Raw genomic sequence first — 17,166 nt, 5'->3', positions numbered from 1 at the left:
TCATAGCGCCGATGGCTGCGTGGGTCGATGCGATCTGCATCTATCTAGAAAGCGGCGTAGCAGGACTGATCAAAGCCATAAACCGCCCAAAGCAATTCTTCCGCATAGTTTTTGGCACCATAGAGGAGCTACCGCCGCACGAGGCCTTGGATGCGTTTTTGCAGCTGGGAGAGGAGTTCGCGCGCGGGATACCGCCCAAGAAAAAGAGCTTTGCAAAGTGCTATATCTACACGCTTATGAACTTTTCTTGCGGTATAAAAAGTCAAAAAATCGGTGCGCGGACGCATGATGCTTTCGCGCCTATTTTAAAGGGACTCATCGCGGCAACGATCGGTACGAAGGACGAAATCGTGGCCGAACATGCGGCGATTTGCTTTGAGGCTTTTGGCGATACGAGCGATACGGAGTATCTAAAGTCGCTAACTTTTAACGAAAAACGCTACAAAAACATCGGCAAAACCGTCGCAAAAAGGATAATGAAAAAATATGAGCAGTAAGCCCGGAGTTTTGTTTACGCTTTTGCCGGCTACTAGGAATTTAAAAGCGCGTTTTGCTAGTTTAAATTTACGGCGCGAGCAACCCGAATAAATCCACCCAAAACAAAGACCTCGGGCTAAATTTATAAATCCGTCGCCGACAAAAGTAATCGCATCTCATAAAAGCGGTTCTAGCGACGCTACGCCGCAGCGCAAAATTTAGCGCCAATGCACTCAGGCGCATAGAAAAATTGTGACTAGTTTTACGTTAAACGCGCTATGCAATTCTTTTTTGGACATCGCAGGCAGCTCTTCAAAGCGTGGCGCCGCTTTTACCCTTAAAAAATATAGGCGGGACTTAAAGCGTTTATTTTCACGGCGCCTTTGTTATATGGATTTATACTTCTGGACGGCTTGGGCTAAATCGCGTATCGGAACAAAAGCAAAGCATAAATATGCGAGCTTTTATTTTTGCAGCTCTCAAAAACCCCCACAACCAAAAACGGAATCGTAGATAAAGCCTTTTTGATTAAAGAGTGAAGCTCTTTTTTAGGGCTTTGACGGCTTGCTTGTTTTTATGCGATAGAACGTACCATTCATTTATCCAAGGCTAATGTCAAACCTACATAAGAAAAACCAGGAGCAAGAAAATCTACCTTATGACTTTTCGGACAGCGATTGTTTTTTGACTTGTTGTTATTCCTTTAACCCCTGCTCTGTAGCTTAATCTCGTATTCGGTTAGGTCTTTGTCCCGCATTTGTAGACTAAACTATGCACTTTTTTGCGTTTAGAAGGCTTGCAAGCCAGAGCATAAGCCAAAAAATAAGGCATTTCGGACGATTTAGGTATTTGGATAATTTTTTATGTAGTTTAGAGGATTTTTAAGTCGGCGACACCTTTTATATGTCCGTAGCCGCCGCTTTCAGGTAGATTGTAGCAGTCGATTAGTTTTATCCCGTCGAAAATATCCTTATTCAGGTAATCTCGGACTCGAGCAAGATACCAAATGTGATGAACTAGCTCGCAGAAGTCCCGTAATGCGGAATATTTGCGAGACGAGAATATAGAGTCGGCAATACTTCGCAACTCCTTTACAGAGATACTAGCAATCGTTTTTGAAGCCAAAGGCAGCAACCGTTTTTTATAAATTTTGCGTTTTTTGAGAATAGTTGCAGGCTTCCAACCCACCCCGAAGCATTCGAGATATTTGTCAAATACGAGGGCGAGAGAATTTTTAGAAATTTTAGCGGCAGGGTTAGCCGTTAAGTATTCATCGGCGATATTTAGGGCATCTTGATAAGAGATTTGAGGAAACATTCCTAAAAACTTCGTCAAAGTGCCGTTAGAGGCGAAATAGAAGTCTTTACGAAACTTAACGTGAGTAGTTCCCTTTTTACCGATAGAGCGGATATTTAACCAAAGATTAGGGGTTAAGGCCTGACGGCTTGCTTTTACGTCCTTTTCTAAACGATAATCTCGTATAGCTTCATCGGGATTAACGCGAAATTTAGTGGCATCGCGCAACTTAGGATTAGAAGCTCAGAATTGTGGATTTCTAAAATTAATTATAAGAAAACGGAGCGATGCCATCATGTTAAAACTCACTAATTTTAGCTAGTGAGGAGTTTTTAGTGAGCAAAAGAGCGAAAATAGGAAATTTATCACAATAAATCCCATTATAGCCTATGTCAAAAGTATGTATTTTTGAGGAAAGTTTCGTATTTGAGAGTGTTATGGTGCGGATGAAAGGACTTGAAAAAATACGCCGCAGACTTATTAAGAATTATATAAGTTTATATAGCCCTAAAATACGATACTTTAAGCTGATTATAACTTTTTTAGAATTATAATTCTATCGCTAAATGGGTTACCCAGTGGGTTACCCAAAGCGGCGCAAAGGATTTTAAAAAGGACTCAAATGTCAATCAGTCTAAGCGAATACAAAAAGACGAAAGTTCCAAATATCTACATGAGTAAAAATCATACGAATAAGTTTTTATTCAGAAAAAGAAGTAGCGACGGAAAGCGAGCCACCAAAGTAGTCGAAATAGCCGTAAGAGAAAAATGGACCGGGCGGGAATATCTGCAAGAAGCTATGGCAGTTTTTGCGGAGTGGGCAAAAGGCAAAGATATGGCGGCATCTAATGTTTCTAGAATCCAGCCAAACATCAAAGTTAAGCAACTTTGGGATTTATATATGGAAACTAGAGCCAAAACCAAAGCTACGACCGGACTAGCGGCGATGTTTAACAATCACATCAAAAATAGCCCGCTAGGCTCGCTGGCTATAGAAAAGGTAACGCTTGATCATATTCAAATTTTTTATAACTTTATGCGAAGCAAAGGGCTATCGCCAAAAACATACAATAAAACGATAAAAGAAATTTTACGTCCTATGTTTAAGTACGCGCTTATTCATAGGGCTCTAGCTTTCGAGCCGACGTTTGGTTTAAAGTTGGACAAGATCGAGAAAAAATCAAAAGTCATCAATTGCTCGGATAAGCTTAGAAATTTATTTTCCGCTATTAATGAACTTTACGCCGACGACGTTTTTTACTGGGCGCTTTTTGCCCTTATTTTTACGGGCAGGCGAAAGTCCGAAATTTTAAACTTAAAATGGAAAAACATAAATTTCGGTAACAACACGATGCTTTTAGAGAGAACGAAAAACTCTAACGACTATATCGTGGCTATCCCAAATTTTATAGCATCCAAACTACAAGAGATACCCAGGATGGCCGAGCTAGTCTTTGCCAGCCCCGTAAGCGGCGAGACGATAGTTAATCTAGACAGGCAAGTCAAAAAGATCAGGGAGCTCTCGGGTGTTGAGAACTTTCACCTACATATGGCGAGAGATATAGTAGTCGGCGCTCTTGCGGAAGCTAGCGCAGATATCCATACGATGTCGGGCACCTTACTACACGAAGAACTAGCGACCCTACAACACTATCTAGGCGTCGATACCTATAAGGCGACTCAAAAAAGTTCGCAAGTGATAGAAAATTTAGTAGTCACCAAGAGATTGGGGCGCAAATGACGTTTATAGAAAGATGCCGACAAGACGTACGAGAAGTTAAGTATATAAAATATGATACAATAAGACAATATAATTACAAAGAATAACAATTGGATAAATTTAACAAACCGAAACTATCTGTTGCCAAGCAAGTCGCCTATTTGGAAACCAAGGGGATAAAATTTAATGTATGCGACAAAGAATCGGCTATCGATTTTTTAACGAACAACAGTTACCTATTTAAAATAAAAGCTTATGCTAAAAATTATACCAAGCAAGACGATGGCACATATATAAATTTAGAATTTGCTTATTTAAAGGAACTATCGACTATAGATATGCATCTTCGTAGATTTATCCTAACTCTTACGCTAAATATAGAGCATCTTTTAAAAACTAAGCTATTAAGAGATTTTAATGAAGACAATTGCGATGGATACGCAATAATAGATGATTATCTAAACGCCAATCCCAAGCAGAAAAACTATTTTTTAAATTATAACAAACATGATTTTACAGCTAAAGATAATATCATTAATAAATATATAGCCGATCTGTCGATATGGAATTTAATCGAGATATTAGAGTTTAAAAACTTTACGAATTTTTGCGATTTTTATTATAGCAAATTTCCAAATCAAGAATATGCGAAAATAAAAAATATGCTAACATCCGTGCAATTCGTTAGAAATGCCGCAGCGCACAATAACTGTTTAATAAATAACCTAAACCCCATCGACAAATTTAGACCGACTTATCAGGTTATGAGTTTTTTAAATTCACACTTGAGATCATCGAAAAAAAGCATTAAAACAAAATGAAAAATCCATTTGTTAATAACTTTTTATGTTCTTTTTTAATATTTAATATACTTTGCAAAACCAAACCCATAAAAAAAGCTACAGTAGTAGAGTTAATGAACCTACTTAAAAGAGCTAGAAGACATAGAAGCTTTTATGAGTCTAACAATAAACTAACTAGCATCTATGCCTTCTTGGTAAAATCTTCGGCAATCATAAAAAGAAATTTTATGCGCTTTTAAGAAAATATATTGTAGCATTCGTACACTTGTACGCGCCTTACGGCGTAGGTCTTAGGCTACTTCGGTAGCCTTCGTACCTAAACAACATTTTGCCAAATATATATAATACTACAATTTCTTTATTATGCAATACACATTAAAATAGTAACCATTACTAATCTTAATATTGTAGGATGGTTGTATTTTTATCTTTTGCAAAATCGATTAGCCCAATGAGATATTTAGCTGTTTTAGCCCCAATGCTTTTGCGTATTTGATTATCGTCTGAAATTTAAAATCTCCGCTCGCGCTTTCTAGTCTAGCTAGATTGGACTGTTTCATGCCCATCCTCTCCGCTAGCTGCGACTGCGTCAGTCCGCTTTTTATTCTAGCTTTTATCAACTCGCTTTTTAGTTCGTATTCGGGCATCAGGGCTTCGTATTCAGCTCTAAATTCATCGTTTTTCATCATTTCATTAAATACGTCATCGAATTTTACTTCAGGCATTTTTTAACTCCTTTAATCTATTTCTGGCGATATCTAGTTCTTTCTGAGGTATTTTATCGCTTTTCTTTACAAACACATGCAATATATAAATGCGTCTACCGGTCATATAGCAAAACATTCCTCTGCCTATACCCTCCGCACCCTTGGCTCTTATCTCAAAAAGCCCGTCGCCTAAGCTTTTAGTTTGCGGCTCACCGACTTGATTGCCGTAAAGACGTAAGAGCTTAAATATATGGGTCATGTTAGCGGAAATTTTAGGAGGCAGGGCTTTAAAATCTTCAGCTACTCGGTTATCCAAAAATGTAATTTCCCACAAACTTTATCCTTTGGACGGATTATATCATAAAAGATATTAAACTTTTTTGTAAATTTGTCTAAGCATCCGACCGCTCCTCTAGTACCACAAAACAAAAAACAGTAAATTATCTTTTGGCGAACCGGCCTTTTGCTGGACTTAAGGCTTGTAACATGCTAGGATGGATACAAAATTTTGTAAAAGGGAAAAAATGCAAATAAATCCTTGTCAAAAAAAATTTATAACGCCCGTGGAATTTGAAGCTCTCTTTAGTGTCGGTACTGATGCCCAATCGATTTGGAGATCTAAAGGTATATTACCATACATAAAGCTAGGCGGTAGAAAAGTTCTATACGATAGAGAAAAGATAGAAAAATGGATAGCCAAACACGAAGTAGCTGGAGATCAAGTGCAGTATATTTTAGATATTGAACCTATTTGATATGTAAATGAGTAAATAATACTCTTTATAAGAAATTTGATATTAAAAATATAACCGCAGTATCCTTGGACAAGTCTAAGGAATAGGCTATCCATATCTCGCCAAAGCAACCGAGCAAAATCTGCCTTTGATTCCAATTAAGGCCTAGAGCAGCAAAGAGAATAAGGCTGATTGGTTCCTATAAGACTACATGCTCATCTCCCAGGTATTATCTGGGCCTTCCGACAATTCTTCATCCGCATCCAGGGTCGCTTCCTCTACACTTTTAATATTTTGCCTATTGGTCGCTATTCTTGATATTTCTCTTTCAAAGATTCGTATTTTTTTGATAGTTCTTTTAATTCTTCTTGCAAACTTATTAGTTTCTTTCTTAAAGACTCCAAAGATTTCTCGTATCTTTCTTTTTGCGCTTGCGACGATTCGTATATCTTGTTCTCGCAATCGTTCATCAAATGTTGCATTCGATCTATCAAATTCATTTTGTCTTGTTGCAAATTCGTTACCTCTTTCTCGTATTTTTCGATCAAGGTCTTCTTCTGCGATTCGTGTTCGCTCCTTTCGCTCTTGATCATCTGTGTCAAGCTCTCGTTTTCTTCGAGCAATGCTTCTTCTAACGTCGTCATCTTCTACTCCGTTCTCATAGGTATGTAATATTTGTCGTTTTGCTCGAAGATCTCCTTGCTCCGAGGGACCGATATATAGTACTGCATCCTTCCCGTCCGCTTCCGTCTCGGAATGCCTCCATGCTTGCGGTATCGTCCATACCTCCATTGCCTCCATCTTTTTCGTTTGCTCGTCTAAAATAACCTGCAGCTCCTTGATTGTATCCGATCTCGCTTTCTTGATTTGCGGCTCCAGTGCATAAGAGCGCATCTGATATCCCGCCGCTATTCCTATTATCAGCGCTATCGTAGCCATTAGCGCCGATATCCATCTTTTGTTCTTGCTCTGAATAGATGTTATCTCTTGAAGGCGGGATTCCAAATTTACACCTATTAAATCTATCTCGCTTTTTAATGAGTTCCTCAAGCTTTCGCCTATTTTTTTCGCGCTCTGCTTGTGTGTCTCTATTATAGAACTCTCGAATTCTTCTGCTTGAGCTTTGGCCGAGTTCTCCAAGTCCTTGAGCGCCTGTGAAATTTGCATCGTATATTCCTCCTTTTAAACGATTTTTTGTTTTTTGATTAGGTAGTACTACGGTTATACTCTTCTTTGTCGATCTAGTTACTTCTATACCGCTTTGCATTAAAAGCTCTATCATGTGGTCTCTATTTTTGATGTAACCCTCTTTGGCTAGGTCGTGCAGCTTTTTATCTAGTTCTTCTAAATTTTGGTAGTGTCCTATGTTTTTCTTGTTACCCGATATAGTTTGCTCTCTTGCGGGATCATCAGGGCTAGAAAGGTTATACTCATCGTTAATTATTCTTTTGATCAGATCAATCCTATGCTGGTCGAATTTTGCCAAGTATGGATTAAATGATTTGCCTGCCGGCATGTCAATCTTTGGGATCAAGAAATTTAACTCAAGCCGACCGTTCTTGTCCGAATGCTCGACCCAGAGTACATTTACTCTATCTAACATATAATCCCCAAGCAGTGCGCGCTCAAAATCTTTTATTATTTTTAGCTTTCGCTCTTCGGTTAAAAAATCATGCTTCTCCTCAAATGACAAAACTCCAAAGCATGTTTTTTGCTTAAAGTCGATTCCTTTAATAATAGCTCTAGTTAAATTTTCGTCGCCCTTTACGACCTTAGCCGTTCCGGCCACTTTTCTTTCGTTTAGTAGATAGTTTATACTTCCAAGGCCGCCACCCGTATATGTAGGAAGAAATTTAACTAACATAGTTGTTAATAGCTTTCTTTATGTCTGTGAGGTAGCGGTCTTGATTGATATAGTTCACTATTTCCCCAATCTTTTATAAATTCGACGCAATATAGAGTTATTCTCGGCAATAATTCTAAGACCCACTCTATCTAAACTCTCGCCGCTGTTTAGCTTGGCGGCTACTTGGTTTAAGTTGTTTCCGTGTCTGGATAATTCGACCAAAAGCTCTCTTTCGATAGGCGCTTTAATTTTCTTAGACAGCATTGAACTTAGGGCAAATTTTGAAAAGGTCATCCCTATTTCTTTTAGCTTCTTTTCGATAGCCAACCATTCGACATCGGTTAGTCTTAGTCTTTTAATTATAGTTTTGGTAATTTTTCGCTTTTTATAAAAATCTACATTCATAAATACCTCCTACACAAGAATGTCCCAATAAATGCATGATAGACGTTTTATTTATAGAAGTAAAGCCGAAATACAGATCGAAAATAAAAAATCTCAATATTTTTTGAGTCCATAGAAGGCAACTGTATACGAACGTATTATGTTAAATAGGTACGGGATCGAAAAAAGAAACAAGCGAGTATTTTAGCTACATACTATAAGAAAACTTTAAAAGACGTATTTTATGGACTATAGGGCACTTTACACTATGAGTTTGGTTAAATTTTACTTAATTTTGGTTTTTCCTTGAATTCCTTTATAAAACGTATAGAAAAACATATTTTTAGTTTATGGTATAAGCAGACAATAACGACAACAGATAACGTTGTTTTTTTAAAAAAAACAAAATAAAAAATTAACCGATTGACCACCCCGAGCTCTTACGGATATATATCCATAAACTTAAATATCTATATAAAAAGACTACTTGACTCGGCTTTTTATATAGATATACTCGGGGTAAAAGCGTGGGTCAAGGGAGTGGCAAACTCTCCTTGCGAGCCTCTTACGTGAGCCAAAAACGGTAACGTTTTGTGGCCACGTAGAGTATGCTCGCCCTATTAGCAAAAACGAGAGCGAGCTAACATAAGAAGACAAGGATTTTTTACAAAAAAAGGAACATATAAACCAGCTACTCAAAGATATAAACTTGATATGACTTATCAAATATTGTAATCAATAAATTAATCTGGCAACTTAGAAATGACACTAAAACCACACAAATAAAGCTTATAAATATAATAAATAATATTATAATATTTAATCAATACTTATAGCTGCTCCATTTAAAAAATTTTACTTAAAGTCGCCGTTGCTATCTATAAAAAACTCCTTCTCCGCCATCTTTATCAAAAACGTATTTTCATTCATCCTTTGCACTACTTCAAATTCGCCGTAGAGTTTGTTTTTTATGAGAACGTTATAGTTTACATCCAAAAGTCCAAATTTATCATCGCTTTTTGACAGCAAGAAGATATTGCCTGATTTATCCAAGACTTTCTTTATGGCTTCTATTTGATTATTATATTCATCAAATACTATAAATTTTCCTTTATCGTTGATGGTAAACCATTGACCGCCTTTCATGACTTTAGCTAAACCTTCGCTAAAGTCATAGACATCATCAAACTTACTAGATATCTCCATCTGATTATTATTTTCGTCATGAACAACGAAATTTCCTTTGCTATTGATTGTAAATTGTTTGAAACCCTTTTTAACTTTTGCTAAGCCTTCAATAAAGCCCGAGGCTTCATCAAATTTACACTCTACTACTTGTTCGCCTTTGGCGTTTATGTACCCCCATTTACTATCCTTTTAGACTGCAGCTAAGCCTTCTTTGAAGTTGCAGACATAATCAAATTTGCTGGATACTTCTATTTTATTATTGTATTCATCGTGAACTATGAAATTTCCTTTGGTGTTTATGTATCCGTATTTACCGCCTTTTTTGACTCTAGCCAAACCTCCGCTAAAAAGCCACGCATCATCAAATTTACACTCTATAACCTGTTCGCCTTTGGTGTTTATAAATCCGTACTTGCCATCTTTTTTAACTGCAGCCAAACCTTCGTTAAAATAATCAACCCGCTCAAATTTACACTCTATAACCTGTTCGCCTTTGGTGTTTACGTATCCGTATTTACCACCTTTTTTGACTGCGGCTAAGCCTTCGAAAAAGACCTCGATCATATCAAATTTACACTCTATAACCTGTTCGCCTTTGGTGTTTATATATCCGAATTTATCGTCCTTTCCAACTCTAGCTAAACCTTTGGCAAAAGGATCAGTATGACTAAATTTACACTCTATAACTTGCTCGCCTTTGGTGTTTATGTACCCCCATTTGCCATCTTTTTTGACTACGGCTAAGCCTTCGATAAAGCCCCCGGCATAATCAAATTTGCACTCTATAACCTGTTCGCCTTTGGCGTTTATGTATCCCCATTTGTCATCTTTTTTGACTGCAGCTAAACCTTCTCTAAAGTCCCAGGCATCATCAAATTTGCACTCTACAACCTGTTCGCCTTTGGTGTTTATATATCCCGATTTGCCATCTTTTTTAACTTTAGCCAAACCTTCGGTAAAAGGCCACACATCATCAAATTTACACTCTACAACCTGTTCGCCTTTGGCGTTTATAAATCCGTACTTGCCGTCTTGTTCATTTATAAACAATGGTCCGTCTAGTTCATTAGCATTATCTGCCTTATTAGCATCTATCTCTTTAGTGAGATTATTTGTTTTATTTATACTTGTACCTTCCGTGGCTTTTATAGAAGCTACCTTTTCGAGTATTTCTTCATCCTTTGCGCTAAATAGCGATTTTAAAAAATCAAACATGCATTATCCTTTTTTATTTAGTGTTTTTACATCGTGATCTCGTAAGCCAAATCAAACGAGGGATTATTTTTATCAAACGGAGACGTTATATCGTTTAGCTCATTGTATTGCTTTAGTCCAAATTCACTCGTACTTCTATCGTTTACATCCAGCCCTGCTCCTACGACTAGCCCAATCTGATTTGTCACCAGATATCTCTCGTGCATCTTTATGCCCCCTTGCTTTTCCTTCCATGCGCATATGGTTAAAGCGTGTCCGTAATCAGAGCGTATATGACGGCAAATACTTCGCCATTTATCTAACTTCTTTTCCCAAGGATTATAATTGTCTATCTGAAATTTGCAATGTATTATTATGCTTCCCTTAGTTTTGTTATTTCTACGCTCGCCGAAGTTTTTAGCAATTATTTCCAAAGTTCTTTTATATCTATAGACATCCGGATAAAAGTAGGGGTCTATTATCGTGAGCTTTTTGGCGTATGATACTACGGCGGAAAAGATTTTTTCTAGCTCTTTTTCCGATTTTAGTCTAGCTATAGATCCGCCATAGCCGTACTTGTCGCCTATATCTATATTTTCTAGATCATCTAACACAAAGGTGCGGTCGGTTTTTTTGCAAGAAAAGATAGAATTTATACTTCTAATGCTGTTTATGCTATCGGCGATTTTAAGCCAATCATCTTCCGTTTGCGGCTCTGCTCCGCTTTTGGGCTGAAATTCTACCCTTTCTCTGTCCTTAAGATATTCTATCAGTTTTAGTAGCTGATCCTTATGCTTGGTGCAAAAAGATATATTTGATAAAACACATTTAATCCAGTCTCTATTTTCCAAAGATAGGACAAAGCCGCTTCTACTTATATTTTCCAAGAGTGATTTAAGATTGTAAAAATTACTTACGGACATATTGCTTTCTAAAAACACCTCCGGAGTTAAAAATATCTCTTTTAGCATTTTTTACTCGAACCTCTCTTTGTATCCCTCTTCAAAAAAGCCGTTAGGCCAAGCGTCAAGCAAAGTCCCGTCCTCATCAAGTTCGAGTTCTTTGACGTATGTTCCCTCGCCGCTGTTATCAACGTAAAGTAAACATATATCATCAGGAGTTATGTATAATTCATCGTTTTTGCTTATTTTACCTTCGCTGGAGTATCTTAACCTTCTCATGATACGAAGCAATATATGCTCGCTATGCGTTTCTATAAAAAAGTTATTTTTGTTATTGTTTTTAGACCGTATAAACTCATCCGCCATCTCGCACTGAACAGCAGGGTGCAGATGTAGCTCCGGTTGCTCTATAAAGATACTGCTGTTATCAAGGGCCATACAACTAGCCAGTATCGGCAAAGACTGAGATATCCCAAGCCCCATATCCCTAGGACTCACAAACACCCCTGTTCTTAAATCCAAAAATTTTAGCTCTTGAATATCCGGCTCTCCTAATTCCTTTACATTTTTAGGATCGTCGACTTTATAAAATTTTTCTACTTCTATCTTGTAGGTTGATTTTAGCTTTTTGTCGTCCGATAGCCATACGTTAAGTTTTTCTCTTGAGTCTTTATCAAGTAGAATCTTTTGCCATATCTCTTTACTGGAATGCACCTTGTCGTAGCTTACCGTGTCGCTAAATTTATCAAAGACAAGGTCTTTTCTCTCGGGATAAAATCTAAGCGGAGAGAAATATTGTATTGCTTCCTTGTATCTGTAGTTGTTAAGTCCTTGGAATATACAAAGAGCTACATTTCCAAGCAAAGCGCCGATACCTTTACTTTTATCAAATTCGGTTAAGATGTCGTGTATGTTTTTGTGTTTTATTTGTTCTTCATTCCACATATACATACCTTCATCACTTTTACCCAATACAATGCCTTTGTCATCTATAATTGTTTCGCTAACATCCTCATCGTTTTCATTATAATCTGCGATATCTTTTACTGTTTTTACAAAAGGATGCTCTTTATAGGGCTGTATAAGAAAAAACCTGCTTGTCGTATCTATTCTTTTAAACGGAGACAAATCACATAAGCATTCGCCTGAATTAAACATAGGTCGTATTCTTGCGTATTTTTTGGAATTAATCATTATAAATATATCTTGTTTTAAGAAGCCTTGATGCAACCCTGAGTTGACTTTTATTCCGATTTTTTCTATACCATAGTTATTCTCAACTATGCCTCTTAGTTCGTCTATATCTATGTTGGCGTCTATGCTTATGTCTTTATGTTCTCGCATAAATCGCTCCAATCCGCCCTTTTCGCATATAATCCGAAATAAATATTTTGGATCTAGGTTTTTTGAGCCTTTCTCGTACTGCACTTCAAAGCGTTCAAGACACTTGGAATACAAAAGATATCTTATGGACTCTTGATCCGCGAAATCATAAGTATAGGTTATTACTCTATCTGTATCGTGCTTATGGATAAAGTTGCCAAGCCCACCCAAGTCTAGCTCATCTCCGGCAAAATTTGACTTTTTAAGATTTATATCTCCGCCGCCTAAAAGATATTCTCTATAGAGCATGGCGTGTAAAAAACTTGATTTTCCGGAGCTGTTGGGGCCATACACTAAAGTTATCGGCTTATCTGAAAATTTCTGCAAATTTTCTCCAAATGCCTTAAAGTTATTAAATCCCACTTTTACCATTTTAGCCCCTCGATGTATTTTTTATTTACCGTTATTATACTATAGTTTGTTTTTGGAGCTCTTAAATATTGCTAGAATTAAGCGTTATACTTTGCAACACCTGAGTACCATAGACATAATTACAAAAATAGTATTCAGGCGACCTGTCAAAGCAAAACCTCTAATGATAAAATGGGCCAATATAAGATGCTCTAGAATATTAAATAAATCCGAGAGAAAGAAATTTGAAAAATAAAAAATAAGAAGTTTGGGTTACCTCTCGGGTTACCTTTTGAAATCTTAAGTCTTGAAATGTCGTATTTTAGGGAGTTTTGGATGGTGCGGATGAAAGGACTTGAACCTTCACGCCGTGGGGCACCAGATCCTAAGTCTGGCGTGTCTGCCAATTTCACCACATCCGCACAACAATAATAAAGTGGTACGCCCATCAGGATTCGAACCTGAGGCCTACGGCTTAGAAGGCCGTTGCTCTATCCAGCTGAGCTATGAGCGCATAAAAACAAAGTGGCGCGCCCGATAGGAGTCGAACCCATAACCTACAGATCCGAAGTCTGTCGCTCTATCCAATTGAGCTACGAGCGCCCAAGTGGGGTGAGTGATGGGAATCGAACCCACGACCCTCAGGACCACAATCTGATGCTCTAACCGACTGAGCTACACTCACCATCTAACAAATGGTCGGGGTGAAAGGATTCGAACCTTCGGCCCTCTGGTCCCAAACCAGATGCGCTAACCAGCCTGCGCTACACCCCGAGGCATTGCGAGTTTAGCCTACTTATTGAAAAGGCGCATTATAGCCAAAAAAATACGGTATGTCAAGAAAAATAAGCTTAAATTTGAAAATTTGTAAAAAATTTCGCTTCAAGCCGCGCAAACTCGGCTAAGAATAAATTTTGCATAAAAGAAAAAAGTTAGCCCGATCAGCCAGACGTTAAAAAACATCGCCCTAAAAATATCTTGTAGCTCTCCGCCAAAAACATTCGCCACAAGCGAGTAAAGCGCGATTTGCAAAACTATCTGACGGGTAAAATTTAAAACAAAAACCGCCGCGGGCCTTTTTACGCCTTGAAGCGTCGAGCCGGAGAGGTTTATGAGCGCGTAGCCTATAAACGCTAGCGAATTTACCGCAAAATAGCCTTTTGCCGCACTCACAACCTCGGGCGTCTCGTCAAAAAACCCGACCAAAATCCCGCCGAGCCCGAGACAAAAAGCCGCCGCAAAAATACAATAAACCGCTAGAAATTTAACCGCATAAGCGTAGCAGCCGCGTACTCTGGCGTATTCGCGCGCGCCGAAGTTTTGCGACACGATACCAAGCACCGCCGATGCGATGCCAGTCGTGGGCAGTATGACGATCTGCTCGATGCGAAGAGCCAGGCCGTAACCTGCGACCGCGTGCGTGCCGTAGCGGCTGATAAAATGCATAAGCACGAGCCCGCCAAGCGACATCGAGAGGTAGTTTAGGCACGCGGGCAAGGCTTGGGCTAAAATTTTGCGGTAGATGGCAAGCTCGGGCGCAAATGAGCGTAAATTTAAAAAATTTATCATGCCCGTTTTTGCGACTTTGATGCCTAAAAATAGCGAACCAAGAAGCTGCACCGAAGCCGTCGCCAGCGCTATCCCGCCGATACCCAGCCCGCAAAAATCCACGTAAAAAAAGCAAAAGCCCAAATTTATAAAAAGTCCCGCAAAAAGCCAGTTTCGCAGGCTCTTTGTGTCGCCAGCGGCTACAAGCACGCCGTTTAGCGATTTTATGAGTAAGAAAAAGGGCGAAGCAAGGAATATCACGCGGTTATACGCCATGGCTTCGCGTAAAAACTCCTCGTTTGCGCCTAAAATTTTAAGCAGATGCGGAGTAAAAATAAAGCCGCAAAACCCCATAAAAAGCGAGCAAAGAAGCACGAAAAACACGCCCTTTGCGGCGTAAATTTTAGCTAGCCGGTCCTTGCTAGCGCCAAGCGCGTTGCCAATAAGCGCAGTTAGCGCCGAGCCAAAGCCAAGCCCCATGCCCACGACGCTGATGTAAAGTGAAAAACTCATCGAAAAGCCCGCCAGCGCCTGCGTCGATATGCGCGCGGCGAAAAACACGCCCGTCACGTTGTAAAGCGTGTTAAAACTCATCGCGACGCCCGCAGGCGCGGCTAGGCGCAGCACGAGCTTGTTTATGGGTTCTTTTGTGAGATTCACTTGATTTTGAGCTCCAAAAGCGCGTCTTTTACGTCTTTTGGCACGCGGTAGCTGTCGCAGATCTTTGAGATCGTTTTGTTGTGGGTAAATTTACTCAGTCGCCTGCTCTCTAGCAGCTGCCGCCCCGCGCCGTCAAATTTTATAAAAACCTCGGCTAAGCACCAAGCCGCCGCCATTTGAACGTAGTATCGCTCGTCCTTTTCCTCGGCGCAAATTTCAAAAAACTGCTCAAGCGAAAGCGCCCCAAAATTGCGCATAAAATAAACGTAGAAAAAACGCTTTTCGTATTCTAAATTTGAGCCTAGAGCCTGCTTTAGCAGCGCATCTACGTAGCGCGCCTCGGTAAATTTAGGCTCAAAGCCGTCCGTCACCGCCCAGTTTGGTATCGTTTTGATAAACTCGCTAGCTAGCTTAAATTTGGCTTCGTCGTCTTTAACTAGCATTATCAAAAAGCCCTTTAGCATAAACTCCTCGTGGAAAAACGGCTCATAAGCAGCGATCTGCTCCAAATTTAACCGAGCGAAATTTTGTTTTGCCAGGCGTCTTAGCTCGGGAGTTTTTACGCCTAAAATTTCGGGGCTTTTTATGAGTTTTTGCGAAAATGCCGCCAGCTTTTGGCTCCTAAGCCCCTCCAAAATCTCTAAAAATTCGCCTTTTACGTCCACGCTAGCTCCTTTGCTTTTTAAATTTACCGCTCAAATTCGCCCCGTTTAAATTTGACGCATCAAAAAAGCCGAAGCGTCAAATTTGCCGCCCTGCGCGCTCAAAGCAAATTTAAAGGCTCAAATTTTACTTTTGAGCCTCTTGTGCGCGTTTTGCCGACTTTTTGCGAGCGTAGATGTTGATGAGCTCCACGCCCAGAGAAAACGCCATCGCAAAGTAAACGTAGCCCTTAGGCACGTGCATACCGAGCCCCTCGCCCACAAGCGTAAAGCCGATCAGGATCAAGAACGCAAGCGCGAGAATTTTGATCGTCGGGTTGTTATCGACGAAATTTGAGATGCCCTTAGACGCAAACATCATCACGCCCACGGCAAGTATCACGGCTAGGATCATAATCTCGATGTGATTTGCCATGCCCACTGCGGTGATGACGCTATCGAGCGAAAAGACGATGTCAAGCACGGCGATCTCGGCGATAATGACCCAAAAACTCGCATGCCCCTTGCCCGTCTCGCGCTCCTCGTGCTCGCCGCTAACGCTTGAGTGAATCTCTAGCGTAGACTTGCCGATAAGGAAAAGCCCGCCTAAAATCAGCACCAAATCGCGGCCCGTGATCGTAAAGCCAAACACGCTAAATAGCGGCTTGGTAAGCTTCATGATCCAAAATAGCGAAAGCAAAAGCGCAATCCTCGTTAGCATCGCAAGCGAAAGCCCTAGTATACGGCCTTTGTCGCGCTGCTCGGGCGGGAGTTTGCCGACTAGGATCGCGATAAATATGATGTTATCGATACCAAGCACGATCTCAAGCCCCGTTAGCGTCACGAGCGACAGCCACGCCTCGGGCGAAAAAATCCAATCAAACATTTTTTTCCTTTTTTATAAATTAGGGCGCGATTATAGCCAAAACGGGTTTAAATTTGATTGAGCGAGCGGGCGCGGGCGTTTGGAAACCAAATTTTGCGTTTTTAACGCGCGAAGCATCGCATTTTGAGGCGATAAAATTTGACGGATTTTGGTTTATTTGGCAGCGGTTAAATTTGCTGCGATGAAATTTGATTTTGCAAAATACGCAACAAACGGCTCTGCGGATAAATTTTTAGAAAAACCAAATTTAAGAAAAATTATCTTAGATAAAGGGTGTTTAAGGGATAAGCGGATAAAATTAAAATCTTTTGTGAAATTTAAAATGAAGTGGTGACCCCTACGAGACTCGAACTCGTGTTACCGCCGTGAAAGGGCGATGTCCTAACCGCTAGACGAAGGGGCCACGAATTAGCGGAAATGGGATTTTACATTAAAGATAATAAAAA

At 39.6% G+C, this 17,166-nt stretch carries 17 protein-coding genes, 6 tRNA genes and 1 pseudogene; 4 read left to right on the top strand and 20 right to left on the bottom strand.

From position 1 onward, the window contains the following. Window positions 1-497 (top strand): hypothetical protein (locus RYL88_RS05875; protein WP_314989732.1); only part of this gene is annotated, 497 nt, incomplete at its 5' end. Between the two features lie 850 nt (window positions 498-1,347). Here RYL88_RS05875 and RYL88_RS05870 read toward each other — a convergent pair. Next, entirely contained in the window at window positions 1,348-2,001 is a 654-nt protein-coding gene (locus tag RYL88_RS05870; RefSeq protein ID WP_314989730.1) for a hypothetical protein, read from the bottom strand. Between the two features lie 394 nt (window positions 2,002-2,395). Between RYL88_RS05870 and RYL88_RS05865 the strand changes: the two genes are divergently transcribed. Both RYL88_RS05865 and RYL88_RS05860 read left to right on the top strand, forming a co-directional pair. Continuing rightward, complete coding sequence (locus RYL88_RS05865; RefSeq protein WP_314989728.1) at window positions 2,396-3,514, top strand: tyrosine-type recombinase/integrase; 1,119 nt, start codon at window positions 2,396-2,398, stop codon at window positions 3,512-3,514. Window positions 3,515-3,603: 89 nt separating this feature from the next. After that, on the top strand, window positions 3,604-4,314 hold the full coding sequence (locus tag RYL88_RS05860) for an Abi family protein (protein ID WP_314989726.1): 711 nt from the start codon (window positions 3,604-3,606) through the stop codon (window positions 4,312-4,314). 425 nt (window positions 4,315-4,739) lie between these two features. Here the strand turns inward: RYL88_RS05860 and RYL88_RS05855 are convergent, their stop codons facing one another. After that, entirely contained in the window at window positions 4,740-5,021 is a 282-nt protein-coding gene (locus RYL88_RS05855) for a helix-turn-helix domain-containing protein (protein ID WP_169766221.1), read from the bottom strand. Continuing rightward, window positions 5,014-5,337 carry a type II toxin-antitoxin system RelE/ParE family toxin gene (locus RYL88_RS05850; protein WP_314989721.1) on the bottom strand — a complete coding sequence of 108 codons (324 nt, stop codon included), beginning with the start codon at window positions 5,335-5,337 and terminating at the stop codon, window positions 5,014-5,016. Before RYL88_RS05850 ends, RYL88_RS05855 begins: the two co-directional genes overlap by 8 nt. A 190-nt stretch (window positions 5,338-5,527) precedes the next feature. Between RYL88_RS05850 and RYL88_RS05845 the strand changes: the two genes are divergently transcribed. Beyond that, window positions 5,528-5,758, top strand: a complete 231-nt coding sequence (locus RYL88_RS05845) for an AlpA family transcriptional regulator (protein ID WP_295143906.1) — start codon at window positions 5,528-5,530, stop codon at window positions 5,756-5,758. A gap of 287 nt (window positions 5,759-6,045) precedes the next feature. On the opposite strand, the gene RYL88_RS05840 is transcribed toward RYL88_RS05845, so the two are convergent. From RYL88_RS05840 to RYL88_RS05765, 17 genes and pseudogenes are all read right to left on the bottom strand, one after another. Further along, entirely contained in the window at window positions 6,046-6,381 is a 336-nt protein-coding gene (locus tag RYL88_RS05840) for a hypothetical protein (protein ID WP_314989719.1), read from the bottom strand. Window positions 6,382-6,395: 14 nt separating this feature from the next. Further along, the gene (locus RYL88_RS05835; protein WP_314989718.1) at window positions 6,396-7,601 is read right to left on the bottom strand and encodes a relaxase/mobilization nuclease domain-containing protein; all 1,206 of its coding nucleotides are present in this window, start codon (window positions 7,599-7,601) and stop codon (window positions 6,396-6,398) included. 57 nt (window positions 7,602-7,658) lie between these two features. Continuing rightward, complete coding sequence (locus RYL88_RS05830; protein ID WP_314989715.1) at window positions 7,659-7,988, bottom strand: plasmid mobilization relaxosome protein MobC; 330 nt, start codon at window positions 7,986-7,988, stop codon at window positions 7,659-7,661. 834 nt (window positions 7,989-8,822) lie between these two features. After that, the gene (locus RYL88_RS05825; RefSeq protein WP_314989714.1) at window positions 8,823-9,173 is read right to left on the bottom strand and encodes a WG repeat-containing protein; all 351 of its coding nucleotides are present in this window, start codon (window positions 9,171-9,173) and stop codon (window positions 8,823-8,825) included. Window positions 9,174-9,248: 75 nt separating this feature from the next. Then, a pseudogene (locus tag RYL88_RS12700) lies at window positions 9,249-9,323 on the bottom strand (WG repeat-containing protein); the annotation flags it as partial. A gap of 21 nt (window positions 9,324-9,344) precedes the next feature. Next, on the bottom strand, window positions 9,345-10,370 hold the full coding sequence (locus RYL88_RS05820) for a WG repeat-containing protein (RefSeq protein WP_314989712.1): 1,026 nt from the start codon (window positions 10,368-10,370) through the stop codon (window positions 9,345-9,347). Window positions 10,371-10,396: 26 nt separating this feature from the next. After that, a complete protein-coding gene (locus RYL88_RS05815; RefSeq protein WP_314989710.1) occupies window positions 10,397-11,320 on the bottom strand; it encodes a hypothetical protein in 924 nt (307 codons plus the stop codon). A gap of 3 nt (window positions 11,321-11,323) precedes the next feature. Beyond that, window positions 11,324-13,006, bottom strand: coding sequence for a DUF3696 domain-containing protein (locus RYL88_RS05810; RefSeq protein ID WP_314989708.1), 1,683 nt, complete (start codon window positions 13,004-13,006; stop codon window positions 11,324-11,326). Between the two features lie 316 nt (window positions 13,007-13,322). After that, window positions 13,323-13,407: transfer RNA gene (locus RYL88_RS05805), tRNA-Leu, on the bottom strand. A gap of 15 nt (window positions 13,408-13,422) precedes the next feature. After that, window positions 13,423-13,499 (bottom strand) — tRNA-Arg (locus RYL88_RS05800). 12 nt (window positions 13,500-13,511) lie between these two features. Next, window positions 13,512-13,588, bottom strand: a tRNA-Arg gene (locus tag RYL88_RS05795). A 5-nt stretch (window positions 13,589-13,593) separates the two neighbouring features. After that, window positions 13,594-13,670: transfer RNA gene (locus RYL88_RS05790), tRNA-His, on the bottom strand. Window positions 13,671-13,681: 11 nt separating this feature from the next. Next, a tRNA-Pro gene (locus tag RYL88_RS05785) sits at window positions 13,682-13,759 on the bottom strand. A 108-nt stretch (window positions 13,760-13,867) separates the two neighbouring features. Continuing rightward, window positions 13,868-15,193 carry an MATE family efflux transporter gene (locus RYL88_RS05780; RefSeq protein ID WP_314989706.1) on the bottom strand — a complete coding sequence of 442 codons (1,326 nt, stop codon included), beginning with the start codon at window positions 15,191-15,193 and terminating at the stop codon, window positions 13,868-13,870. Beyond that, window positions 15,190-15,858 carry a DNA alkylation repair protein gene (locus RYL88_RS05775; protein WP_314989705.1) on the bottom strand — a complete coding sequence of 223 codons (669 nt, stop codon included), beginning with the start codon at window positions 15,856-15,858 and terminating at the stop codon, window positions 15,190-15,192. Before RYL88_RS05775 ends, RYL88_RS05780 begins: the two co-directional genes overlap by 4 nt. Window positions 15,859-15,982: 124 nt before the next feature. Beyond that, entirely contained in the window at window positions 15,983-16,720 is a 738-nt protein-coding gene (locus RYL88_RS05770; protein ID WP_314989703.1) for a TerC family protein, read from the bottom strand. 328 nt (window positions 16,721-17,048) lie between these two features. Continuing rightward, window positions 17,049-17,123: transfer RNA gene (locus tag RYL88_RS05765), tRNA-Glu, on the bottom strand. Window positions 17,124-17,166 lie beyond the last annotated feature (43 nt).

This window comes from uncultured Campylobacter sp. (genome assembly GCF_963517995.1).
Lineage (GTDB): Bacteria > Campylobacterota > Campylobacteria > Campylobacterales > Campylobacteraceae > Campylobacter_A.
The sequence above is the reverse complement of the archived record's forward strand: the minus strand, read 5'-3'. Positions and strand labels throughout refer to the sequence as shown.